This window comes from Asticcacaulis aquihabitans, assembly GCF_032490435.1.
In the GTDB taxonomy this organism is placed as follows: domain Bacteria; phylum Pseudomonadota; class Alphaproteobacteria; order Caulobacterales; family Caulobacteraceae; genus Asticcacaulis.
The window spans coordinates 930,651-946,626 of record NZ_JAVGWM010000001.1; the positions used below are offsets into that span (position 1 = coordinate 930,651).

General features: G+C 62.3%; 17 protein-coding genes. 7 read left to right on the plus strand and 10 right to left on the minus strand.

What is annotated here, in order from left to right:
• Positions 1 to 34: 34 nt before the first annotated feature.
• The 3 genes from RCJ00_RS04525 to RCJ00_RS04535 form a co-directional block, all read right to left on the minus strand.
• Positions 35 to 598: an OmpA family protein gene (locus tag RCJ00_RS04525; RefSeq protein ID WP_316220537.1), complete on the minus strand. Its 564-nt coding sequence runs from the start codon at positions 596 to 598 to the stop codon at positions 35 to 37.
• A 195-nt stretch (positions 599 to 793) separates the two neighbouring features.
• Positions 794 to 1,489, minus strand: a complete 696-nt coding sequence (locus RCJ00_RS04530; protein ID WP_316220538.1) for a hypothetical protein — start codon at positions 1,487 to 1,489, stop codon at positions 794 to 796.
• On the minus strand, positions 1,459 to 1,683 hold the full coding sequence (locus RCJ00_RS04535; RefSeq protein ID WP_316220539.1) for a hypothetical protein: 225 nt from the start codon (positions 1,681 to 1,683) through the stop codon (positions 1,459 to 1,461). The genes RCJ00_RS04530 and RCJ00_RS04535 overlap by 31 nt, the downstream gene beginning before the upstream one ends.
• A 98-nt stretch (positions 1,684 to 1,781) precedes the next feature.
• Here RCJ00_RS04535 and RCJ00_RS04540 point away from each other — a divergent pair, with 98 nt between their 5' ends.
• Positions 1,782 to 2,228 carry a response regulator gene (locus tag RCJ00_RS04540; RefSeq protein WP_316220540.1) on the plus strand — a complete coding sequence of 149 codons (447 nt, stop codon included), beginning with the start codon at positions 1,782 to 1,784 and terminating at the stop codon, positions 2,226 to 2,228.
• Here RCJ00_RS04540 and RCJ00_RS04545 read toward each other — a convergent pair.
• The 4 genes from RCJ00_RS04545 to RCJ00_RS04560 form a co-directional block, all read right to left on the minus strand.
• Entirely contained in the window at positions 2,211 to 3,431 is a 1,221-nt protein-coding gene (locus RCJ00_RS04545; protein ID WP_316220541.1) for a TCR/Tet family MFS transporter, read from the minus strand. The genes RCJ00_RS04540 and RCJ00_RS04545 overlap by 18 nt on opposite strands.
• Positions 3,432 to 3,741: 310 nt before the next feature.
• On the minus strand, positions 3,742 to 3,951 hold the full coding sequence (locus tag RCJ00_RS04550) for a hypothetical protein (RefSeq protein ID WP_316220542.1): 210 nt from the start codon (positions 3,949 to 3,951) through the stop codon (positions 3,742 to 3,744).
• A complete protein-coding gene (locus tag RCJ00_RS04555; protein ID WP_316220544.1) occupies positions 3,930 to 4,265 on the minus strand; it encodes a hypothetical protein in 336 nt (111 codons plus the stop codon). Before RCJ00_RS04555 ends, RCJ00_RS04550 begins: the two co-directional genes overlap by 22 nt.
• Before the next feature lie 200 nt (positions 4,266 to 4,465).
• Entirely contained in the window at positions 4,466 to 4,801 is a 336-nt protein-coding gene (locus RCJ00_RS04560; RefSeq protein WP_316220545.1) for a GIY-YIG nuclease family protein, read from the minus strand.
• A 145-nt stretch (positions 4,802 to 4,946) separates the two neighbouring features.
• Here RCJ00_RS04560 and RCJ00_RS04565 point away from each other — a divergent pair, with 145 nt between their 5' ends.
• Both RCJ00_RS04565 and RCJ00_RS04570 read left to right on the plus strand, forming a co-directional pair.
• Positions 4,947 to 5,579 carry a DUF2239 family protein gene (locus tag RCJ00_RS04565; RefSeq protein ID WP_316220546.1) on the plus strand — a complete coding sequence of 211 codons (633 nt, stop codon included), beginning with the start codon at positions 4,947 to 4,949 and terminating at the stop codon, positions 5,577 to 5,579.
• 13 nt (positions 5,580 to 5,592) lie between these two features.
• Positions 5,593 to 6,480: an alpha/beta fold hydrolase gene (locus tag RCJ00_RS04570; protein WP_316220547.1), complete on the plus strand. Its 888-nt coding sequence runs from the start codon at positions 5,593 to 5,595 to the stop codon at positions 6,478 to 6,480.
• Between the two features lie 10 nt (positions 6,481 to 6,490).
• Here the strand turns inward: RCJ00_RS04570 and RCJ00_RS04575 are convergent, their stop codons facing one another.
• Positions 6,491 to 8,338: a S8 family serine peptidase gene (locus RCJ00_RS04575; RefSeq protein ID WP_316220548.1), complete on the minus strand. Its 1,848-nt coding sequence runs from the start codon at positions 8,336 to 8,338 to the stop codon at positions 6,491 to 6,493.
• A gap of 173 nt (positions 8,339 to 8,511) precedes the next feature.
• Complete coding sequence (locus RCJ00_RS04580; RefSeq protein WP_316220549.1) at positions 8,512 to 10,476, minus strand: AAA family ATPase; 1,965 nt, start codon at positions 10,474 to 10,476, stop codon at positions 8,512 to 8,514.
• A 469-nt stretch (positions 10,477 to 10,945) separates the two neighbouring features.
• Here RCJ00_RS04580 and nhaA point away from each other — a divergent pair, with 469 nt between their 5' ends.
• Positions 10,946 to 12,115 carry a Na+/H+ antiporter NhaA gene (nhaA, locus tag RCJ00_RS04585; protein WP_316220550.1) on the plus strand — a complete coding sequence of 390 codons (1,170 nt, stop codon included), beginning with the start codon at positions 10,946 to 10,948 and terminating at the stop codon, positions 12,113 to 12,115.
• 7 nt (positions 12,116 to 12,122) lie between these two features.
• Here the strand turns inward: nhaA and RCJ00_RS04590 are convergent, their stop codons facing one another.
• Entirely contained in the window at positions 12,123 to 12,872 is a 750-nt protein-coding gene (locus RCJ00_RS04590; RefSeq protein ID WP_316220551.1) for a helix-turn-helix domain-containing protein, read from the minus strand.
• A 142-nt stretch (positions 12,873 to 13,014) separates the two neighbouring features.
• On the opposite strand from RCJ00_RS04590, the gene RCJ00_RS04595 reads away from it, so the two are divergent.
• From RCJ00_RS04595 to RCJ00_RS04605, 3 genes are all read left to right on the plus strand, one after another.
• The gene (locus RCJ00_RS04595) at positions 13,015 to 14,121 is read left to right on the plus strand and encodes a hypothetical protein (protein WP_316220552.1); all 1,107 of its coding nucleotides are present in this window, start codon (positions 13,015 to 13,017) and stop codon (positions 14,119 to 14,121) included.
• A 720-nt stretch (positions 14,122 to 14,841) separates the two neighbouring features.
• Positions 14,842 to 15,501 carry a hypothetical protein gene (locus tag RCJ00_RS04600; protein ID WP_316220553.1) on the plus strand — a complete coding sequence of 220 codons (660 nt, stop codon included), beginning with the start codon at positions 14,842 to 14,844 and terminating at the stop codon, positions 15,499 to 15,501.
• 132 nt (positions 15,502 to 15,633) lie between these two features.
• Positions 15,634 to 15,969, plus strand: coding sequence for a PadR family transcriptional regulator (locus tag RCJ00_RS04605; RefSeq protein WP_316220554.1), 336 nt, complete (start codon positions 15,634 to 15,636; stop codon positions 15,967 to 15,969).
• Positions 15,970 to 15,976: the final 7 nt, after the last annotated feature.

Sequence of the window (15,976 nt, forward strand, 5' to 3'; positions counted from 1 at the left end):
CCGGCCGGGCCATACCCGACCGGGACAAAGCGATTTAGGACAGCACCACGATCACGACACGCCGGTTGGCTGAACGCCCGGTAGCAGTGGTGTTGGGGGCGACGGGCTGCTCCGACCCGTAAGAGATCGACGCCATACGGTTGAGCGCAATGCCTTGGCTATTCAGGAAGCGGCGCACGCTATCGGCGCGTTCCTCGCCCAGACGGTAGTTGACGGCGTCGGTGCCGGTCGAATCCGTATAGCCCTGAATTTCCAGATAGACGTTTTTGTTATCGGCCTTCAGCTTGTCGGCCAGTTGCGCCAGACGGCCCTTGGCGTCGTCGGACAGAACGGCCTTACCCGTGTCGAATTTAATGGAATCGTCGCTCAATACGACCGAATAGACGAACTTGCCTTCGGCCAGTTTTCCCGCCGCCGTGGCGCGGTCGAGCGCGTCCTGAGTGGTCTTGTCAAGCTGCGACAGGTGCGCGTCGTGCTGGTCGACGCGACTGCTCACCGTGGCGACCTTGTCGTCAACATAGCGGTGGCTGGCGCAGCCCGAAAGGGCAAGCATGACAGGAAGCGCCACAAACAGCGCGCGGGATTTAAAGTCAGTCATCGAAACCTCTTCGTTCTCGAATCCGCCGTCACCCCAGTCGTGCGGTTCCCATTGAAACGACAAATAAGGACCGAAAAAAGGCGATTGCACCGCATGCGACATGATCATGGCGCCAGCGATGGTCTTAACTGAGCCGCAGACCTGTGACCGACTACCGCCCCCTTACGCCCCCAAAACCCTTAAGCACCCAGCCCCTTAAGCACCTTGGGCGAGCAAGGTCTTGAAATCCTTTTCGTCGCGCAATGCCCACGCATCGAGGAACATGCGGAACTGATACCATCCGTAGGCGGCGGGATTGCTCCCCAGCTTTTCGTAATTGTCCTGGAAGTAGGCGATCCGGTCCTGGCCATCCGGCACGGGATTGGGCAGATTCGATTCGACCACCGCCACCGCCGCCATCAGGCGTTCGATACGCGCTCGCCCGCCGGGCTGGCCCAGCCAGAACGCCACGGCCACCCGGTTGGCGTGGACTTCGCCGTCATACAGCCGCCCCCCATTGCGCAGATTGTTGCGCTTGGCGTCAACGAAGTGGGACATCTCATGCGGCACCAGAAACGCGTTGAAAACTTCGCCGAAGAAGAGCCCCGGCGCCATCGGAGGCGTCGGCCCCAGCAGTGAGGCGATGAATCCCTGAAAATCGGGCGGACACTGCACCCACGCCGCCGTATGGACCTCAGTGCCGTCCGGCTTGATCCAGGACAGTTCCGGTGTAAACGACACCACAACCTTGGGCGTGGCGAAGCCCTTCACCAGATCGCCTGCGCTTATCATGAACTGAGCGACGATTTGTTCGACCGCCGACTGAATGGTGGCCACCGCCGCCGCGTCATCCGCCCGCGCCGATGTCGCAATCAGGGCCGTCAGGCCAGATAGAAATATGCGCCGATCCATTTTAGATGCCCTTCTTTGATGACCTGATCGCCGGAATATAACAGCGATATAATTAAAGTCATTCTCCAAATGGTACTTTTTTCACCCATGGTTGCGGGGCCGCCCTGCGCGCCGCCACTTGTGATTATCTTGCAAGGATTTGCAAACGGCGACAAATCACGCAAAATTTTCCTATATATTTGATTTACAGCCATATTTTTGCACTTTTACCTTTACCTTTACGTGAACTATGTCATAAATGTTGCAAAATATAACAACGGTATTTGAGATGCGTCACACAGGGTTAGAAATATTGTCTCCTCGCCCCCCTTCCGGAAAGCCCGGTGCGGGCGACCTCCCCTTACAACGTCCCATCCGCAGATCGCGTATCCTGGTGGTGGATGATAACGAAGCCTCCGCCACTACGCTGGGCTGGGCCATGGAAGACTATGGCCATGAGGTCAGAACCTGCTTCAATGGTGCCGAAGCGGTCGCGATGGCGAAGACATTCAAGCCGGATGTCATTCTTATGGACCTTGCCATGCCGGTAATGGATGGCCTCGATGCCTGCCGGCACATTCGCGCCGACGACAGCCTGGGGCGATGCCTGATCATCGCGCAAACGGCATGGAGCAGCCCCGAATCGCGCGAAAACACCCGCGCCGCTGGGTTCGATGTCCATCTGGTCAAGCCGCTGGACATCGAACAGGTCAACGGATTGGTCGAAGCGTTCCGGTCAAGCTCACTCCCCCACGCCTGATGGCGCGGCGGTCGCCTGTCGCGGCCCGAACCGCAAACCGGCCACCAGACTGGCACCGATCGCATAGACGGCGATGACCGACAGCCAGATCGCGCCCGGCCATCGGCTGCGGACGGCAAAATAGACGCTGGAAAAGACCAGCGGCGCGACGATGGAGGCCAGGCTCACCACCGACGCCAGCACGCCCTGAAACTGGCCCTGCTGCGCGTCGTCCACCTGACGGCTGGCCAGGGCCTGCAAGGCCGGCATACCGATGCCGCCCATGGCGAAGACCGGCATGACCGCGAACACCATCCAGCCCTGCCTGGCAAACGCCATGACCAGCAGCGCCGCACACGTCCCCGCCACGCCGGTCAGTACGGTTGCGCGTTCGCCAAGACGCGACACGGCCACACCCGGCAAAAAAGCCTGGGCCGCGGTTTGGCAAAGGCCGAACGCCCCCAATGACAGGCCGATCCACAATCCGTTCCAGTGGAAGACATCGCTGCCCCACAATGCCCAACTGGTGCCATAGGCTTCGCCCGTGGCGCTGAAGACGAAGAAGACAAGAATGAGCGGCAACAAACCCGTCATCGACAGCGCCCAGCGCAGCGGCCGCAACGGATTGAGCGACGCCAGATCGAAAGGCCGCTCCGCCGCCTCACGGCTGGGGACGCGGGATTCGGGCAGCAGGAAGAGCGCAAGCAACAGATTGCCGCCATTGAGCACCGCCGCCGCAATAAAGGGCAGCCGCACCCACTGGTCGCCGAGCAATCCCCCCAGGATGGGCCCGACAATGAACCCCATGCCGAACATGGCATTGATCAGCCCGAAACGGCGGGCGCGCGTGTCTTCGGGCGACACATCGGTGACATAGGCCGCCGCCACGGACATGTTGGCGCTGGTCAAACCGGCGATGGCCCGTCCCAGAAACAGCATCCACAGATGGGGCGCAAACGCCAGGAACAGGTAGTTGACCGCCGCCCCGGCCAGCGAGATCAGAAGCACCGGGCGGCGGCCGATCCGGTCGCTGAGCGCGCCGAGCACGGGGGCGAAGAGGAATTGCATCACCGCATAGAGGGCGGTCATGACGCCGATATAGGGGGCGACATTGGCGGTGTGGGTGACGTCCCGCAACAGGGACGGCAGGATGGGAAAGATGAGGCCGATGCCGACGGCATCGAGGACGATAGCGGTGAAGATAACGACAAGAGGTTTGCGCATGGCGTGTTCCGGTCAAGGCAAGCGCCAACGCCACACGGACGCCAACGGCTTGCGGTTAGCCTGACGCAGGTCAGGCGGGCTGTGCTTGGAGAACGCTGGCCAGCCATGGCTTTCGCGCATGGGTGGGTGTGCTTGACCGCCTGGACGTAAATTCGTCCACCTGTTTACTCCGCCAATGGGCGGCTCAAGGGAAGCAGTCGCTTTTCGCGATAACCGCCCCTTACGCCACAATGCGGCGCACGACAAGTATTTTTGAAAACCGCATGGCCATCTGCGTCAGCTAAGCCATTTGCCGCCGACTTGAAAAACCTTAGTTGGCTGCTGTGTCCACGACCATTTCGTAGACCAGCGTCCGATCGGGCCCTTCGACGATATGCGTCAACAGCTTGGTCCCGCCACGTTCAGCGACAATGACGCGCAGGCCGTCGCGGAAAATACCGTCGGCAAAGCCGGTAGGCGCAACCCGCCCGGAATTGAGGATCAGCGCGCCCATGTCCTTCAGCGGTCGATCCCCGCGCATTCGAACACCACATGAAACCCGCCCTTTTGCAAGACGTCTTCATAATGACGCGCCACCTGCATCGCGCTCACCGCCGGCGTGATCCGATAATCGATATGGGTGATATCGCCGGACACGGTTTCCCCGGTGGCACGGGCCTCCGAAGAAACGGTCGTCGTCGGCAAGAAGGCCGTATCCAGGCTCGCACCACGATAGTTCGTGATCTCTGCGCCGGGATAGCGGGGCAAGGCCGGATGGTCCGCGCCATCACTGTCTGCGGCGTGGGCCGAACCTGCCAGCAGGGCGGCGGCGAACAGGAAAATGGCATGGCGCATAGTCTGATCCTTTGGGCGCAGGTCGTTCGGCGGCGCCGAATGTGTAATCATACCCTATTACTAGCCGCTCGCTCTTGTTGCCGTCAACGGCGAGATGGACTCCATGGCCGTCCGCACAATCATGGAACAGCCTGCGTCTCAACGTCCTATCCGGTATGGCAACCTAGCGTTACCCCTGCATTGAGCGAAGACTTCCTCTTTCAAATGGAATGGGCTTGCAATTTTTCCCGCCACTGAGACGCTAGGGTCTTCAAAGTCGAGGCGCGCATATAGGGCGACATGTCGTCTTCGAGCCTCTCCAGAACCTCGAAGCTGAATTGCGCCTCGCCATGGCTGTTCCAGGCGTCGCGCAAGTCCTTGGTGAGGTGCGTCCCCCGCCGAAGCTCGAACCACAATCGGGTCTGAATCGTTGCGATATCGGGCCATTGCCCCACCCAAATTTCGCCGGACGCTGTACAGCGAACGGCATAAACGCCGCCCACGACCTTGCGTTCCTTGTAAGCCGCCACGGCCGCCTTGCGCGCTTCGCCCTTCATCTCGCCATACCTTTTCAACCCATTACGAGGCGCTTGATGTCGCCTCGGCGTCCAGACGGCCGCCCGCCCCTAATATTACACGGGTAATATTGACGCAAGTATTTTATCCGGGTATTAATCGGCATCAACCAAAGGTCTAAACCGCGTGTCCAACCTCATTTCCAAACCTTGCACGGCCTTTGACGGCCATACGTTTCTGCTGTCCGGCCCGCTTGTCGAAGTGGCCCTTGCCGTCAAAACCGCGACCGAAAGCGGCGCGCCGCATACGATCCTCGTCTTTGACGATGCGACAGGCCGCGTCGTCGATCTCGACCTAAGAGGGACCAAGGCCGACATCGTCGAGCGGTTGTCCCAGCCGCCTCAAGCGGTCGCCGGGCGCTATCGGCCGGTCGAGGCGACCACCCCCGAAAAAGCGGATGAGACGTCCGAACCGAGAGGCCGTGGACGGCCCAGGCTCGGCGTCGTTGCGCGGGAGATCACGCTGCTGCCACGGCAATGGGAATGGCTGTCCGCTCAGCCCGGTGGCGCCTCCGCCGTCCTGAGACGGCTGGTGGATGACGCGCGGCGAAACGGCGGGGCGCGGCAACAAAAGCGCGCCGCCCAGGACGCCGCCTACCGCTTCATGCTGGCGATCGCCGGTGATTTTCCGGGCTATGAGGAGGCCACGCGCGCGCTCTTCGCCGATGATCGCCCCAAGTTGGAACACTGCATAGCCGATTGGCCGGAAGACATCCGGTCGCACGTCCTGCGCCTGGCGACCGCGCAGAGCAGCGATTGAAAGGCGTACGACCATGACAACCGTGAAAGCCAACGGCATCAACCTGGCCTATGACGGCTTCGGCAAAGACGAAGACGCGCCCCTCCTGCTGATTGCCGGATTGGGCACGCAGAGGATCCGCTGGACCACGCCCTTCTGCGAAGAATTGGCGGCAAAGGGATATCGCGTGATCCGTTTCGACAACCGCGACACGGGCGGCTCGACCCATTTCCGCCACTGCCCGCCCCTGGATTTCGGCGCGCTGGCGGCATCCCTGATGGCGGGCAAGCGACCCGAAGTGCCCTATACGCTTCACGATATGGCGGCCGATGCCATCGGCCTGCTCGATGCTCTCGCCATTGACCGGGCGCATGTCGTCGGGCGCTCAATGGGCGGGATGATCGCACAGATCATGGCAAGCGAGTATCCGGATCGCGTGCTGTCCCTGACCTCGATCATGTCGAGCACCGGCAATCCGGCCCTGCCCCAAGCCGCGCCGGATGCCATGGCGATGATGATGCGCCCCGCGCCCGATCCTGTCACGGACGAGGCCGGTTTCCTGTCGCATAGCCTGGCCTTCGCGCGCCGTATCGCCGGCACAGGCCAACCCTTTGACGATGCGGCGCACCGGATTCTCGTTTTGGAAGAGGTCAGTCGCGCCTACGATCCCGGCGGTACCGGGCGCCAGATCGGCGCAATGGCCGTGACCGGTGACCGGCGCCCCCGTCTGACCACCGTCACCGCGCCAACCCTGGTCATCCACGGCGCCGAGGATCCGCTTTTCCCGCCCGCCTGCGGTCAGGATACCGCCGCCGCGATGCCGAACGCCGAGCTTTTGGTGATCGACGGCATGGGCCATGATTTGCCACCGGCCCTGTATCGACAGGTTGTTGAGGCCATTGACCGGACGGCGCGCGTGTAAGGGTCTCCGTTCAGTGTTCCGTTGCCCAGGCCACGGCTCGGGAAGGATCGATCAGCTTCAGGTCGCCCTCCCCCACGCTGGCCGTAGCAATCAACCCGGCGATAAGTTGCGAAGGTGTCAGCCCGGGACACACGGCAAGCATCTGAGCCGCCGCCCGCGCCGTCAACGGTGCGGAAAATGACGTGCCGGACGCGCGCATCACCATGCCGCCCGGGGCACGTACAGTAATGCCTTCACCCGGCGCATAAACCTTCACGAACTTCCCGAAGCTGGTGAAGCTGGTGGGCCGCCCATTCATTCCGGTCGCACCGACCACCAGAATGTTGGGCAAGTCAAAGGACTGTGGAGACGCGTCGGTGGCTCCGGCCAGTTGGTTGGCGTTACCCGCGCTGGCGACGAAGAGGATATCAGGGCACGACTGAATAAAGGCCCATAGGGCGGCACGCATCCGGCTGGCCATGGCCTCGCCGCGAAGCTTGGCCTTGTCCGCATCAGCCTCAGCGCCGGTGGAAAGCAACAGGTCCGTAAATTCGTCCGCCTTGATTTCCCAGCTCATATTGACGATGCGCACACCCCCGCCCTTTAACCTGGACGCCAGGCGCGGCATTGCGGCGATCCACCGGTCGATATCTGCCTCAAGAACGGGCATTGCATCGGGATTTGCGCCATACGGGTAAACATTGGCATTGTACAGTCGGATGAAAGGGGCGTCGTCGGCGACGACGCTGGCTACCCACGTGGCATGCGTGCGTGCCATAAATTCCGTCTCCCCGCGCACATCGTCCGTCTGCTCCTGCGTGGACGCTTCCCGGGCGCGAAGCGCGAAGAAACGGGCTTCGGGCGTGTCCGCACCATAGTTGAGGTCAAGCTGTCCCTTCTCCACAGCCATTTGCAGCCCCAATCGCGCCGCCAGCCACGGGGAAGCCACGGGCAAGGCGGCCTGGGTCGGACGAATATTGTAATCGTAGGTTGGCCCATTTACGTCATCGACTATGCCGTTGCCGTCATTATCTTTTCCGTCCAATGGCTCGGCAGGATCGACGGCCATCTGACCGGGAAACAGACTGGTGTCGAAGCCCGATTCCCAAATGGCGACGGTGACCGGCTTGGAGGTCGCGAAAAGCTCGGGCCGGGGCAGCCGCGCGCGCCACACGTCGACAGGCAGGTTGGCCGGAGCATCAAGCCATGTTTTCAGCGCCGTGGCGATCTGCGCGCGACACGGCGGCATATAGGTTGCCTGGGCGCGAAATGTGGCCAGCAAAAGCCCTTGCAGGATATCCACCGACCCGCGGACCTTCTGTTCCGGATCGATCATGCCGCCCGCCGTCCCGGCGTAAAACCCGACACTGTCTGTCTGGCTACGCGCATAGCGGACCAACACCTCATCCCGAACGACGATCGGATCGGCATTCTTTAGAAGTGCGGCGATCTGATCCCCCGCGGCAGCGCAGGGCCGATCCGGCGATGCCAGTTCCGCCGCGATGGCGTCGGACGTCAGGAAGCCAATGGCCTTCAGCTGCGGCTTGATTTCCAGCGCGCGTTGCTCGGCAATAAGCCTGCGGGCGTCAGCAGGACGGCCCTGAAGAATGGCGATGGAGATCAAACCGCCGCGAAGCCGTTGCGTCACCGCCGGATCCTCAATCCGGTAGGTGGCGAGCAATCGTTCCGCTTCCTGGCGTAAAGCGGGCACCGTGTCCCGCAGGAAGGTCGGCGACATGAAGGCTTCGCTGGCCGGTCCCGATAGCACGAAACGCGTATCCGGCAAATCGCTCGGCGCATGTATCACCGGCTGGGTCTTGGCATCAACCGCCCCGGCGGCGACAGCCGCGAATAGCGCCAAGACGCCCCATCGTTTCATGAACACCCCAGATTTAAAATGCCACATAAGGCCCGCTAAATAACGCTGGTATTACGCTATAACGCCCCCCAAAACCTGTCCAACGAAATCTGTCCAATGAAATGTGTCCAATGAAATGTGTCCAATGAAATGTGTCTGGGCTCAGCGACGCGGGAGCAGACCGGGTTTCGACATCAAAACCCGATCTTGACTCCTGTCTCCGGTTTCACACGGCTTTCTTCGCGCAGGTGCTCTAGTATGGCCTGGGCGTCCGCCGCCGGGACGTGACGCAACTGGCGCGCCACCACGGCAAAGTCACCGGGCGTGAGGTTGCGCAAGGCCGTGAGCCCCGCCGGCGCCTCCATGCCGAAGAAGCGCTCAAAGGCACGCCGCAGACACTCCGGCCCCAGCGGCCGCAGGTCAAGCTTGAAAACGAAGCGGCGCAGCGTCGCCGGGTCCAGTTGCCCCGGATGGTTGGTTGCCGCCACCACCGGCAAGGGATGCCGGTCGAGCCAGGTCAGCATCTCGTTCACCTGACCCACCTCCCATGACGTGCGCGCCCGTGTACGGTCGAACAACAATGAATCCGCTTCGTCGAACAAAAGCACGCCGCCCTGACGCCGCGCCTCTTGGAAGGCCTCGGCAATCTGTTGCTCGGTTTCCCCGACCCATTTGGACAGCAGATCGGAGGCCCGGCGCACCAGTAGCGGCCGGTCGAGGATACGCGCCAGATGGTGGGCCAGGGCCGTCTTGCCCGTGCCCGGCGGTCCGGTCAGCAGCAAGGATACGTCCAGCGCGTCGAGGTTTCCAAAGGCCCCGAACAGGGCATCAAGCGGCCGGTCGGTGTCATAAAGCGTCAGGTCGAGCGCTCCCGGCCCTTCCGGCGGCAGCTCTCCGCCACGCAAGGCGCGCACCAGCGACGTCGCCGCGCGGGCACCGCAATCCCCTTCCCCCGCCAGCCGCCCCGCCCTCATGGCAACGCGCAGCACGCTGGCCGTCTCTGGCGCCTGATCGACCAATTGGCCAATGGCCGCGCCGGGCTGACCGCCTTCATCCCCAGCGATACGCGTCAGAATACGGTGCGCCACCCGGCGCGGCGGCAGGTCGAGCCGGAGGATGAAGCTCATCCGCCGCAATATGGCCGGGTCGAGATTGCCCACGGCGTTGGTCACCCAGATGACCGGGGCCGCATTGGTTTCGAGAAGGCGATTGAGAAACACCTTGCTGCCTTCGCGGCCGGAGAACCAGTCCCCCTCCGAGCGACGCACGCCACCGATCAGGTCCTCCATCTCATCGAACAAGACAACGGCCCCGCTGCGGTCGCCCAGTATACGCTGCGCTAACTGAAGCGACAGAACGCGATCGCGGCGCGTCGGCTCTTCGCCATCGTCATCGGCTTCGCCCACGGCGTGCAGCGGACATCCCGCCGCCGCCGCCAGAACGCGCGCCAGTTCCGTCTTGCCCGTACCGGGCGGCCCGTGGATAAGGATATTCACCCCGGGCGCGCTTTCGCGTTTGGCGCCTTCGAGAAGGCGGACCAGGAAGGCGGCGTCACCCACATGAGCAAAGTCGCTCATGTCGAGGCGCGTCGATTGGCATGGGCCCGACAAGGCTTCGGCCAGCGCTTCGGGCGCCGGATCGCGGTCCAGCACACGTTCCAACAGCCAGTGGATATCGATGGGGCCGTCATATCGCACCTGGGCCGAAAAGGTCACCAGACCCAGTTTCAAAACCTCGCTGCGCCGAACCTGGCGCGCGGCATCCGCCGCATCGGCCCCGGCCAGTTCGCCCAGCACCGCCGGCAAGTCACGCACATGCGGCGCCATCACGCTCAAAAGGTCAGCCACCCGCGGCAGCCGGCCGCAGGCGATCATCAGGGTCAGCAACCGCGCATCGAACGGCGCGAAATGCAGCAGCCGCCCCAGTTCGTCCGCCAGCTCAAGCACTGCCGGACGCGGCGCCTGGCTGGCGGGCGCGGCCTCAAGGCTGGCCAGGAAGGTCTTCCAGCCCGGCTTCTTGTCCGCGGTGGCCTCGCCTCCCAACACCCACGCGGCATTGAGCCCGGCCCACGCCATCAATTGGTTTGCCGGTACAGATTTTGGCGCGATGTCGCGCGCGATCCGGAGCATGACGCTCCGCACGATCGAGTGTTCGTTCATTGTCGTATCTTCGTCTTATCGTCGTCTGGGCTTGACGCAGACGCACGCGCGGCGGCGCATGTCTCACGTGGGTCCATTCACGTATTGGGAATCAGAGCGCGGATCGGCCCAATGGGACCGGGCAGTTTGCGGTCTGGCGCGTGTGCGATGTGGGGCGTTCCCGCCCCGCCGCGGCGCCGGACGGGCGCCTAGACGAAAGGCAGGATCGCGGCGGGCTTCATGCCCCGGCGGTTATTCGATCCTAGCAATCCATACTCTCCATATGGCCGCGATTAGGGCGGCACGGTGCAGGCTATAGTTAATTTTGAAACCATGCACAAGACGACACGACCAGAATACAACCAAACGTGGCGCGAAGGCCACACCCTGTCTCAGCATCTCCGCCTCCCGCCGCCGCCCCGAAAAGGCTTGCCGCGCCAACCCAGACACCTCTAAGGTAGTACTGGGGCACAAAGATAAAGGCCAGACGATGCTGAAACAGACCCTTTCCATGACCGCCGACTTTCTCAAAAGCGAAGCGGCGGGCGGCATTGTCCTTATGGCGGTCGCGGTCGTCGCGCTCCTGGTCGCCAATTCGCCGCTGGCCGACGCCTATTTCCACACGCTCCACCTCTATGTCGGCGGCCTCAGCGTGCTGCACTGGATCAATGACGGCCTGATGGCGGTCTTCTTCCTGCTGGTCGGCCTGGAAATCAAACGCGAAGTCCTGACCGGCGAACTGGCCACCTGGTCGCAACGCGCCCTGCCCGGCATCGCGGCCCTCGGCGGCGTCATCGTGCCGGCGGGCGTCTATCTGCTGTTCAACCTGTCGCATCCCGAAAGCGTCAAGGGATGGGCCATACCGGCGGCAACCGACATCGCCTTTGCGCTCGGCGTCCTGGCCCTGCTGGGCTCGCGCGTGCCCGCCTCCTTGAAGATATTCCTGACCGCCCTGGCCATTATCGACGATCTGGCGGCCGTCATCATCATTGCCCTGTTCTACACGGCGCAGCTCAATCTCCTCATGCTGGGCGCGGCCCTGGCCGGCCTGCTGGTGCTCTTCGTGTTCAACCGGCTGAAGGTCAAGGCGGTCTGGCTCTATCTGCTGGTCGGCGCGGTCATCTGGTTCTTCACCCTCAAATCCGGCATCCACGCTACCCTGGCCGGGGTGGCGGTGGCGCTGTTCATCCCGCTCAATACCCATAAGGCGGCGGGCGACGACCATCATTCGCCCCTGGTCCGGCTGGAACACGCCCTGCATAAGCCGGTCGCCTTCCTGATCGTGCCCATATTCGGCTTCGCCAATGCCGGTGTCGCCCTGGGCGGGTTCAAGTTGGAAAGCCTGCTCGACCCCGTGCCGCTGGGCGTCGCGCTGGGCTTGTTCGTGGGCAAGCAGTTGGGCGTGTTTGCCGCCTCGACCCTGGCCATCAAGACCGGCCTGGCCCGGATGCCTAAGGATACCGGCTGGCTGCAACTCTACGGCCTGGCCGTACTGACCGGCATCGGCTTTACCATGAGCCTGTTCATCGGCGGCCTGGCCTTCGCCAGCGCGCCCGTGCTTCAGGACGAGGTCAAGATCGGCGTGCTGATCGGCTCCACCCTCTCCGGCATCATCGGCTATCTGCTGCTGCGCGCCGTCAAGGGCCCGAAAGCGGAATAGGCCCGCTTTACGCCGCGACCAGTCTGGCAAAGCCGCCGGATATCACTTTTTCAAGATGTCCCGCATAGGTGTCATAACCGTCCTCGCCCGGAAGACACCGCCCAAGTGGCACATCGGCACCGGCCAGCGGGATCAGGGCGAGCGGCACCGAAACGGGTATCAACTGCGCCCCCGGCCCGGCCTGAAGCGTCGACAAAAGCCCGTACATTTCGCCGCCGATCAATGGGCGGCCCAGAATGGCCAGCCGAAACTGCCCGTCTTCGTTGGTGTGAAGATAGACGTGTCCGGACTTGTTGGGGACGGAGACGACGCCTCTTTGGGTAAACGGCGCGTCCAGGCGATGCGTTTCCTGAAAAGCCAGGCAATGGGCCGCCCCGTCCCATGCAATAGTGATGCGATAGGCGAAGACGGCCCGGGGAACCTCGAACGACGGACGAAGGGCCAAGTAGCTGCCTTCGAGCCAGCGCACGGCTTCGGCCGTATAGGCGCCAAGGTCCGAGGCCGCCGATGCGCCATGCGATGCCGACACCTGCGCCGGACGAAGGTCCACACCAAGCGCCTGCTCCAATCTGACAATGCTGGTCAGCGTAAAGGGCCGGCTTCCGTTCAGCGCCTTTTCCAACGTAGACAGGCCTATGCGTGACAGAACGGCGAGCTGTTGACGCGACATCCGACGCCGCGCCAGTTCCTCACGCAACCTGGCTGCCACGGCGTCATTCGCCAAGTGCACTGGCCCTGCCCGTTCTATACGCTCCATTTCTCGCCCCTCCCCGTACAGACACGTACAAATGCGTATGCCACCGGCCCCACAGTTCGGCCGCGGCCAAACTCGGCCGATTTCTACGCTCCCGCCCGTCATAGTCCGAAGATATCATCAAATCGTCAACCGGGAGGCGATCATGAACCGTCACGCACATTTACCAGCCAAAGCCCTCATCGCCCTCGCGCTGGCGACGGCTGTCCTATGGCCCGCCCTTCCGGCGGCCGCTCAGGCCAGGCCTTACCTTATCGGCGGCACGTCCCGCGAATGTCGCGACAGTCTGGCTTTGGCCCAGGCCGCGTTCAGCAGCCGCTCCTTCTATCTGAACGACGCGATAACCCTTAAACCGGGCGCCCCGATCGAAATCGTCGGTCAGAGACTACCGGGAGATATCTCCGGCGGTTTCGGCTTTCAGGCCTCGGACACGGTTTTCACGACGATTGCCCCCAATGGCACGCGCCCGATCTATTGGCAGACCGCGCCTAAGGGAAACCTTCGCTGGGTCGTCGAAGACAGACAATTCAGCTGGCGTGGCGACTTTTATATCCTCTATGCCATCGACGCAAATCTGGCGGCGAACGCCTTCGCGCCGAAAGAGTATGGCGACCCCCGCGCCGTGACCGGTGAGCAACTCACCCCACCCATTCTCCTGCGTAATCGCAAAACGGGAACAGTGTGGGCCGTCAACACGTTGGGAAACACCTTTGATGCCTTGCAATGGACCGTTCTGGTTGCCGGGCATGATGGCGTCAAAACGCCCTGTTCGATCCGCTTTGGTCCGCCTTTGACGACGCGTTTTGCCGTGTTGCCGCCCGCCGTCCGTCGCTTGGCGGTCCTGCTCGACGGCACCTTGGGCGATGGCAGGGATGAAGGCACAATGCAGCCCACCGCCCACCTGAGAGGTAAGGCAGAGACCGCCTGGGTCAATGCTGCCCTGCGTCCGTGGGCGGTCACCACCGTCCCCTACAATAACCGGCGTGACGCGGAGGCGGGCCTGCGACGGTGGTCAAAACGCGACCCGGAGTTTCGTAAGCTCTATCTTCAGATACAGACCCAATACCCCTTGGCCCAACAAGCCCTGGCCGATGATTACGTCGCGCGGTTCGCTAAGACACCGACAGAGGCCAATGCCTTGGCCGCGCGTAACCTGGATATCATTTTTCGCAGCCATTTTGTGTTTCCTCAGGATTTCATTCACCCAGCCAAACCCGTCCCCGGCAACAAAGGTTCGACAGGATCAAGATAACGCCCCCGGGATGTTAATAATTCCGTTCTGCGGCGCGCAACGCCGCGGTTTTGCGTATGTCGTCCAAAGTGCGGCCATCGGCTGGCGTGACATAGGGGGCAACCGGCTGCGCACCGTCTGGGCATTGAGCAAGGGGCTTGCCGTCCCCCTTCTTAACGACGTTGAAGCCACCCAACGTATTTCGGCGAAGCGCGAATGTGAAGGGTGCCTTTCGCGGCGCATATGGCGAATGCACCAAAGCCAATACGGTTAAGGGCCCCTTTTTAACAGGTCCGCTGACCACGCGTTGGACTGTCAGATCCAGAAACCAAGGCCACTGCATTATGATACAGTCTTCACAACTCGGAATTTCCGTAGGAATCTGCGTTACCACCCGGGCACGGACGATCGCGTCGAAACACGCCTTTGGTGTCCCGACTTCGTCAGCCGAAGCAAAAGAAACTGCGGCTATACCCATGGCCAACGTCACAGCCAATACACGCCCGGTTGATCTCACAGCCACCTCCCATTACCGGTTTACGTAAAGCTAACCTAAAACCAGCAAGGGTCAACGATGACCCCTCTCGTCCGCGCTTATGAGGCAAAAAAGGCAGGGACTAAGCGCGCACCGAAGTGATTTGGACGCGCCCCCAACACCCGCTCTCCCCCGAAGATCGGTTGGCAAGGCGATAAAACCTGATACGGTCTTGAAACCATAACTCCGTTCGGAAAGTACCGCCTATGACCTGGAAAGCCGTACTGTTCATTATACCGCTGGTTTTCGCCGCGCCATCGGCCTTCGCCCAGGCGACGTCGCGCACCTGCCCCGACGCCGCCACCGATACGGATCAGCCCGGCCCGGCCTGCCTTATGACCCGGACCGAGATCGGTGAACTGCCCGCCGGGGATGTGTACTGGCATGTCTCCGAATTTCCCGATGCCTCCGCAGCACAGGCACAGGCCCAGTCACTGGCGACACCGAAATCGGCCGTGGTCCAGGCCTTCGGCAAGACCTTCCTGTTTTCAATCGGCCCCAGGACCGCAGACGTTCCGGGCACGGTTCAGGTCGGCCCCTTGCCGGTCAAGATACGAGACGGCGATTTCGTCGCCGAATACCTCAAATCCACCTTTACCCCCGGCATGACCGCCCCGGTCCACGTCCATTCCGGTCCGGAAGCCTTCTATGCCGTCAGCGGCGATACGTGTCTGGAAAGTCCCGACGGCGTGCAGACGGCAAAAGGCGCGGGCAGCAGCCTGATTATCCGCGAAGGTCCGGCCATGCTGCTGATGGCTACCGGAACCGAAACGCGGCATGGGTTCGCGCTCATCCTGCATCGTAAGAACAGCCCGCCCACGACCCTGGTGCACGACTGGATGCCCAAGGGCCTCTGCCACCCGTAACGGCTCCGTTCCATAGCCAATCAGGCCCGCTTGCCCTGACGCGCTTGACATGACGCGCTTGACACGGTCCCCGCCAATATGCATACTGTACGATATACAGTGTATGTAACACACTATACGGGGCCAAGTATCATGGAGTCTGAGGGCGACCTCTACGAAAGCCTGCGTGCCGAGCTGCGGCGTGGGTCGCTCAGCCTGGCGGTGCTGGCCCGTCTGCGTGTGGAACGTTACGGCTACACCCTGCGTCAGGCCCTGGCGGACGACGGGCTGGATATGGAGGAAAGCACCCTCTATCCGCTGCTGCGGCGGCTGGAGGCCCAGGGGTTGCTGGTCAGCGAATGGCGCGAAGAGGAAAAGCGCAAGAAGCGGTTCTACGTCCTGTCGCCCGCCGGCGAGATCATGTTGGCGCGGCTGGTTCAGGAATGGCGGGCGATCAGCGCATCGCTGGAAAAGATTACGGGAAGTTAAAGGGAGG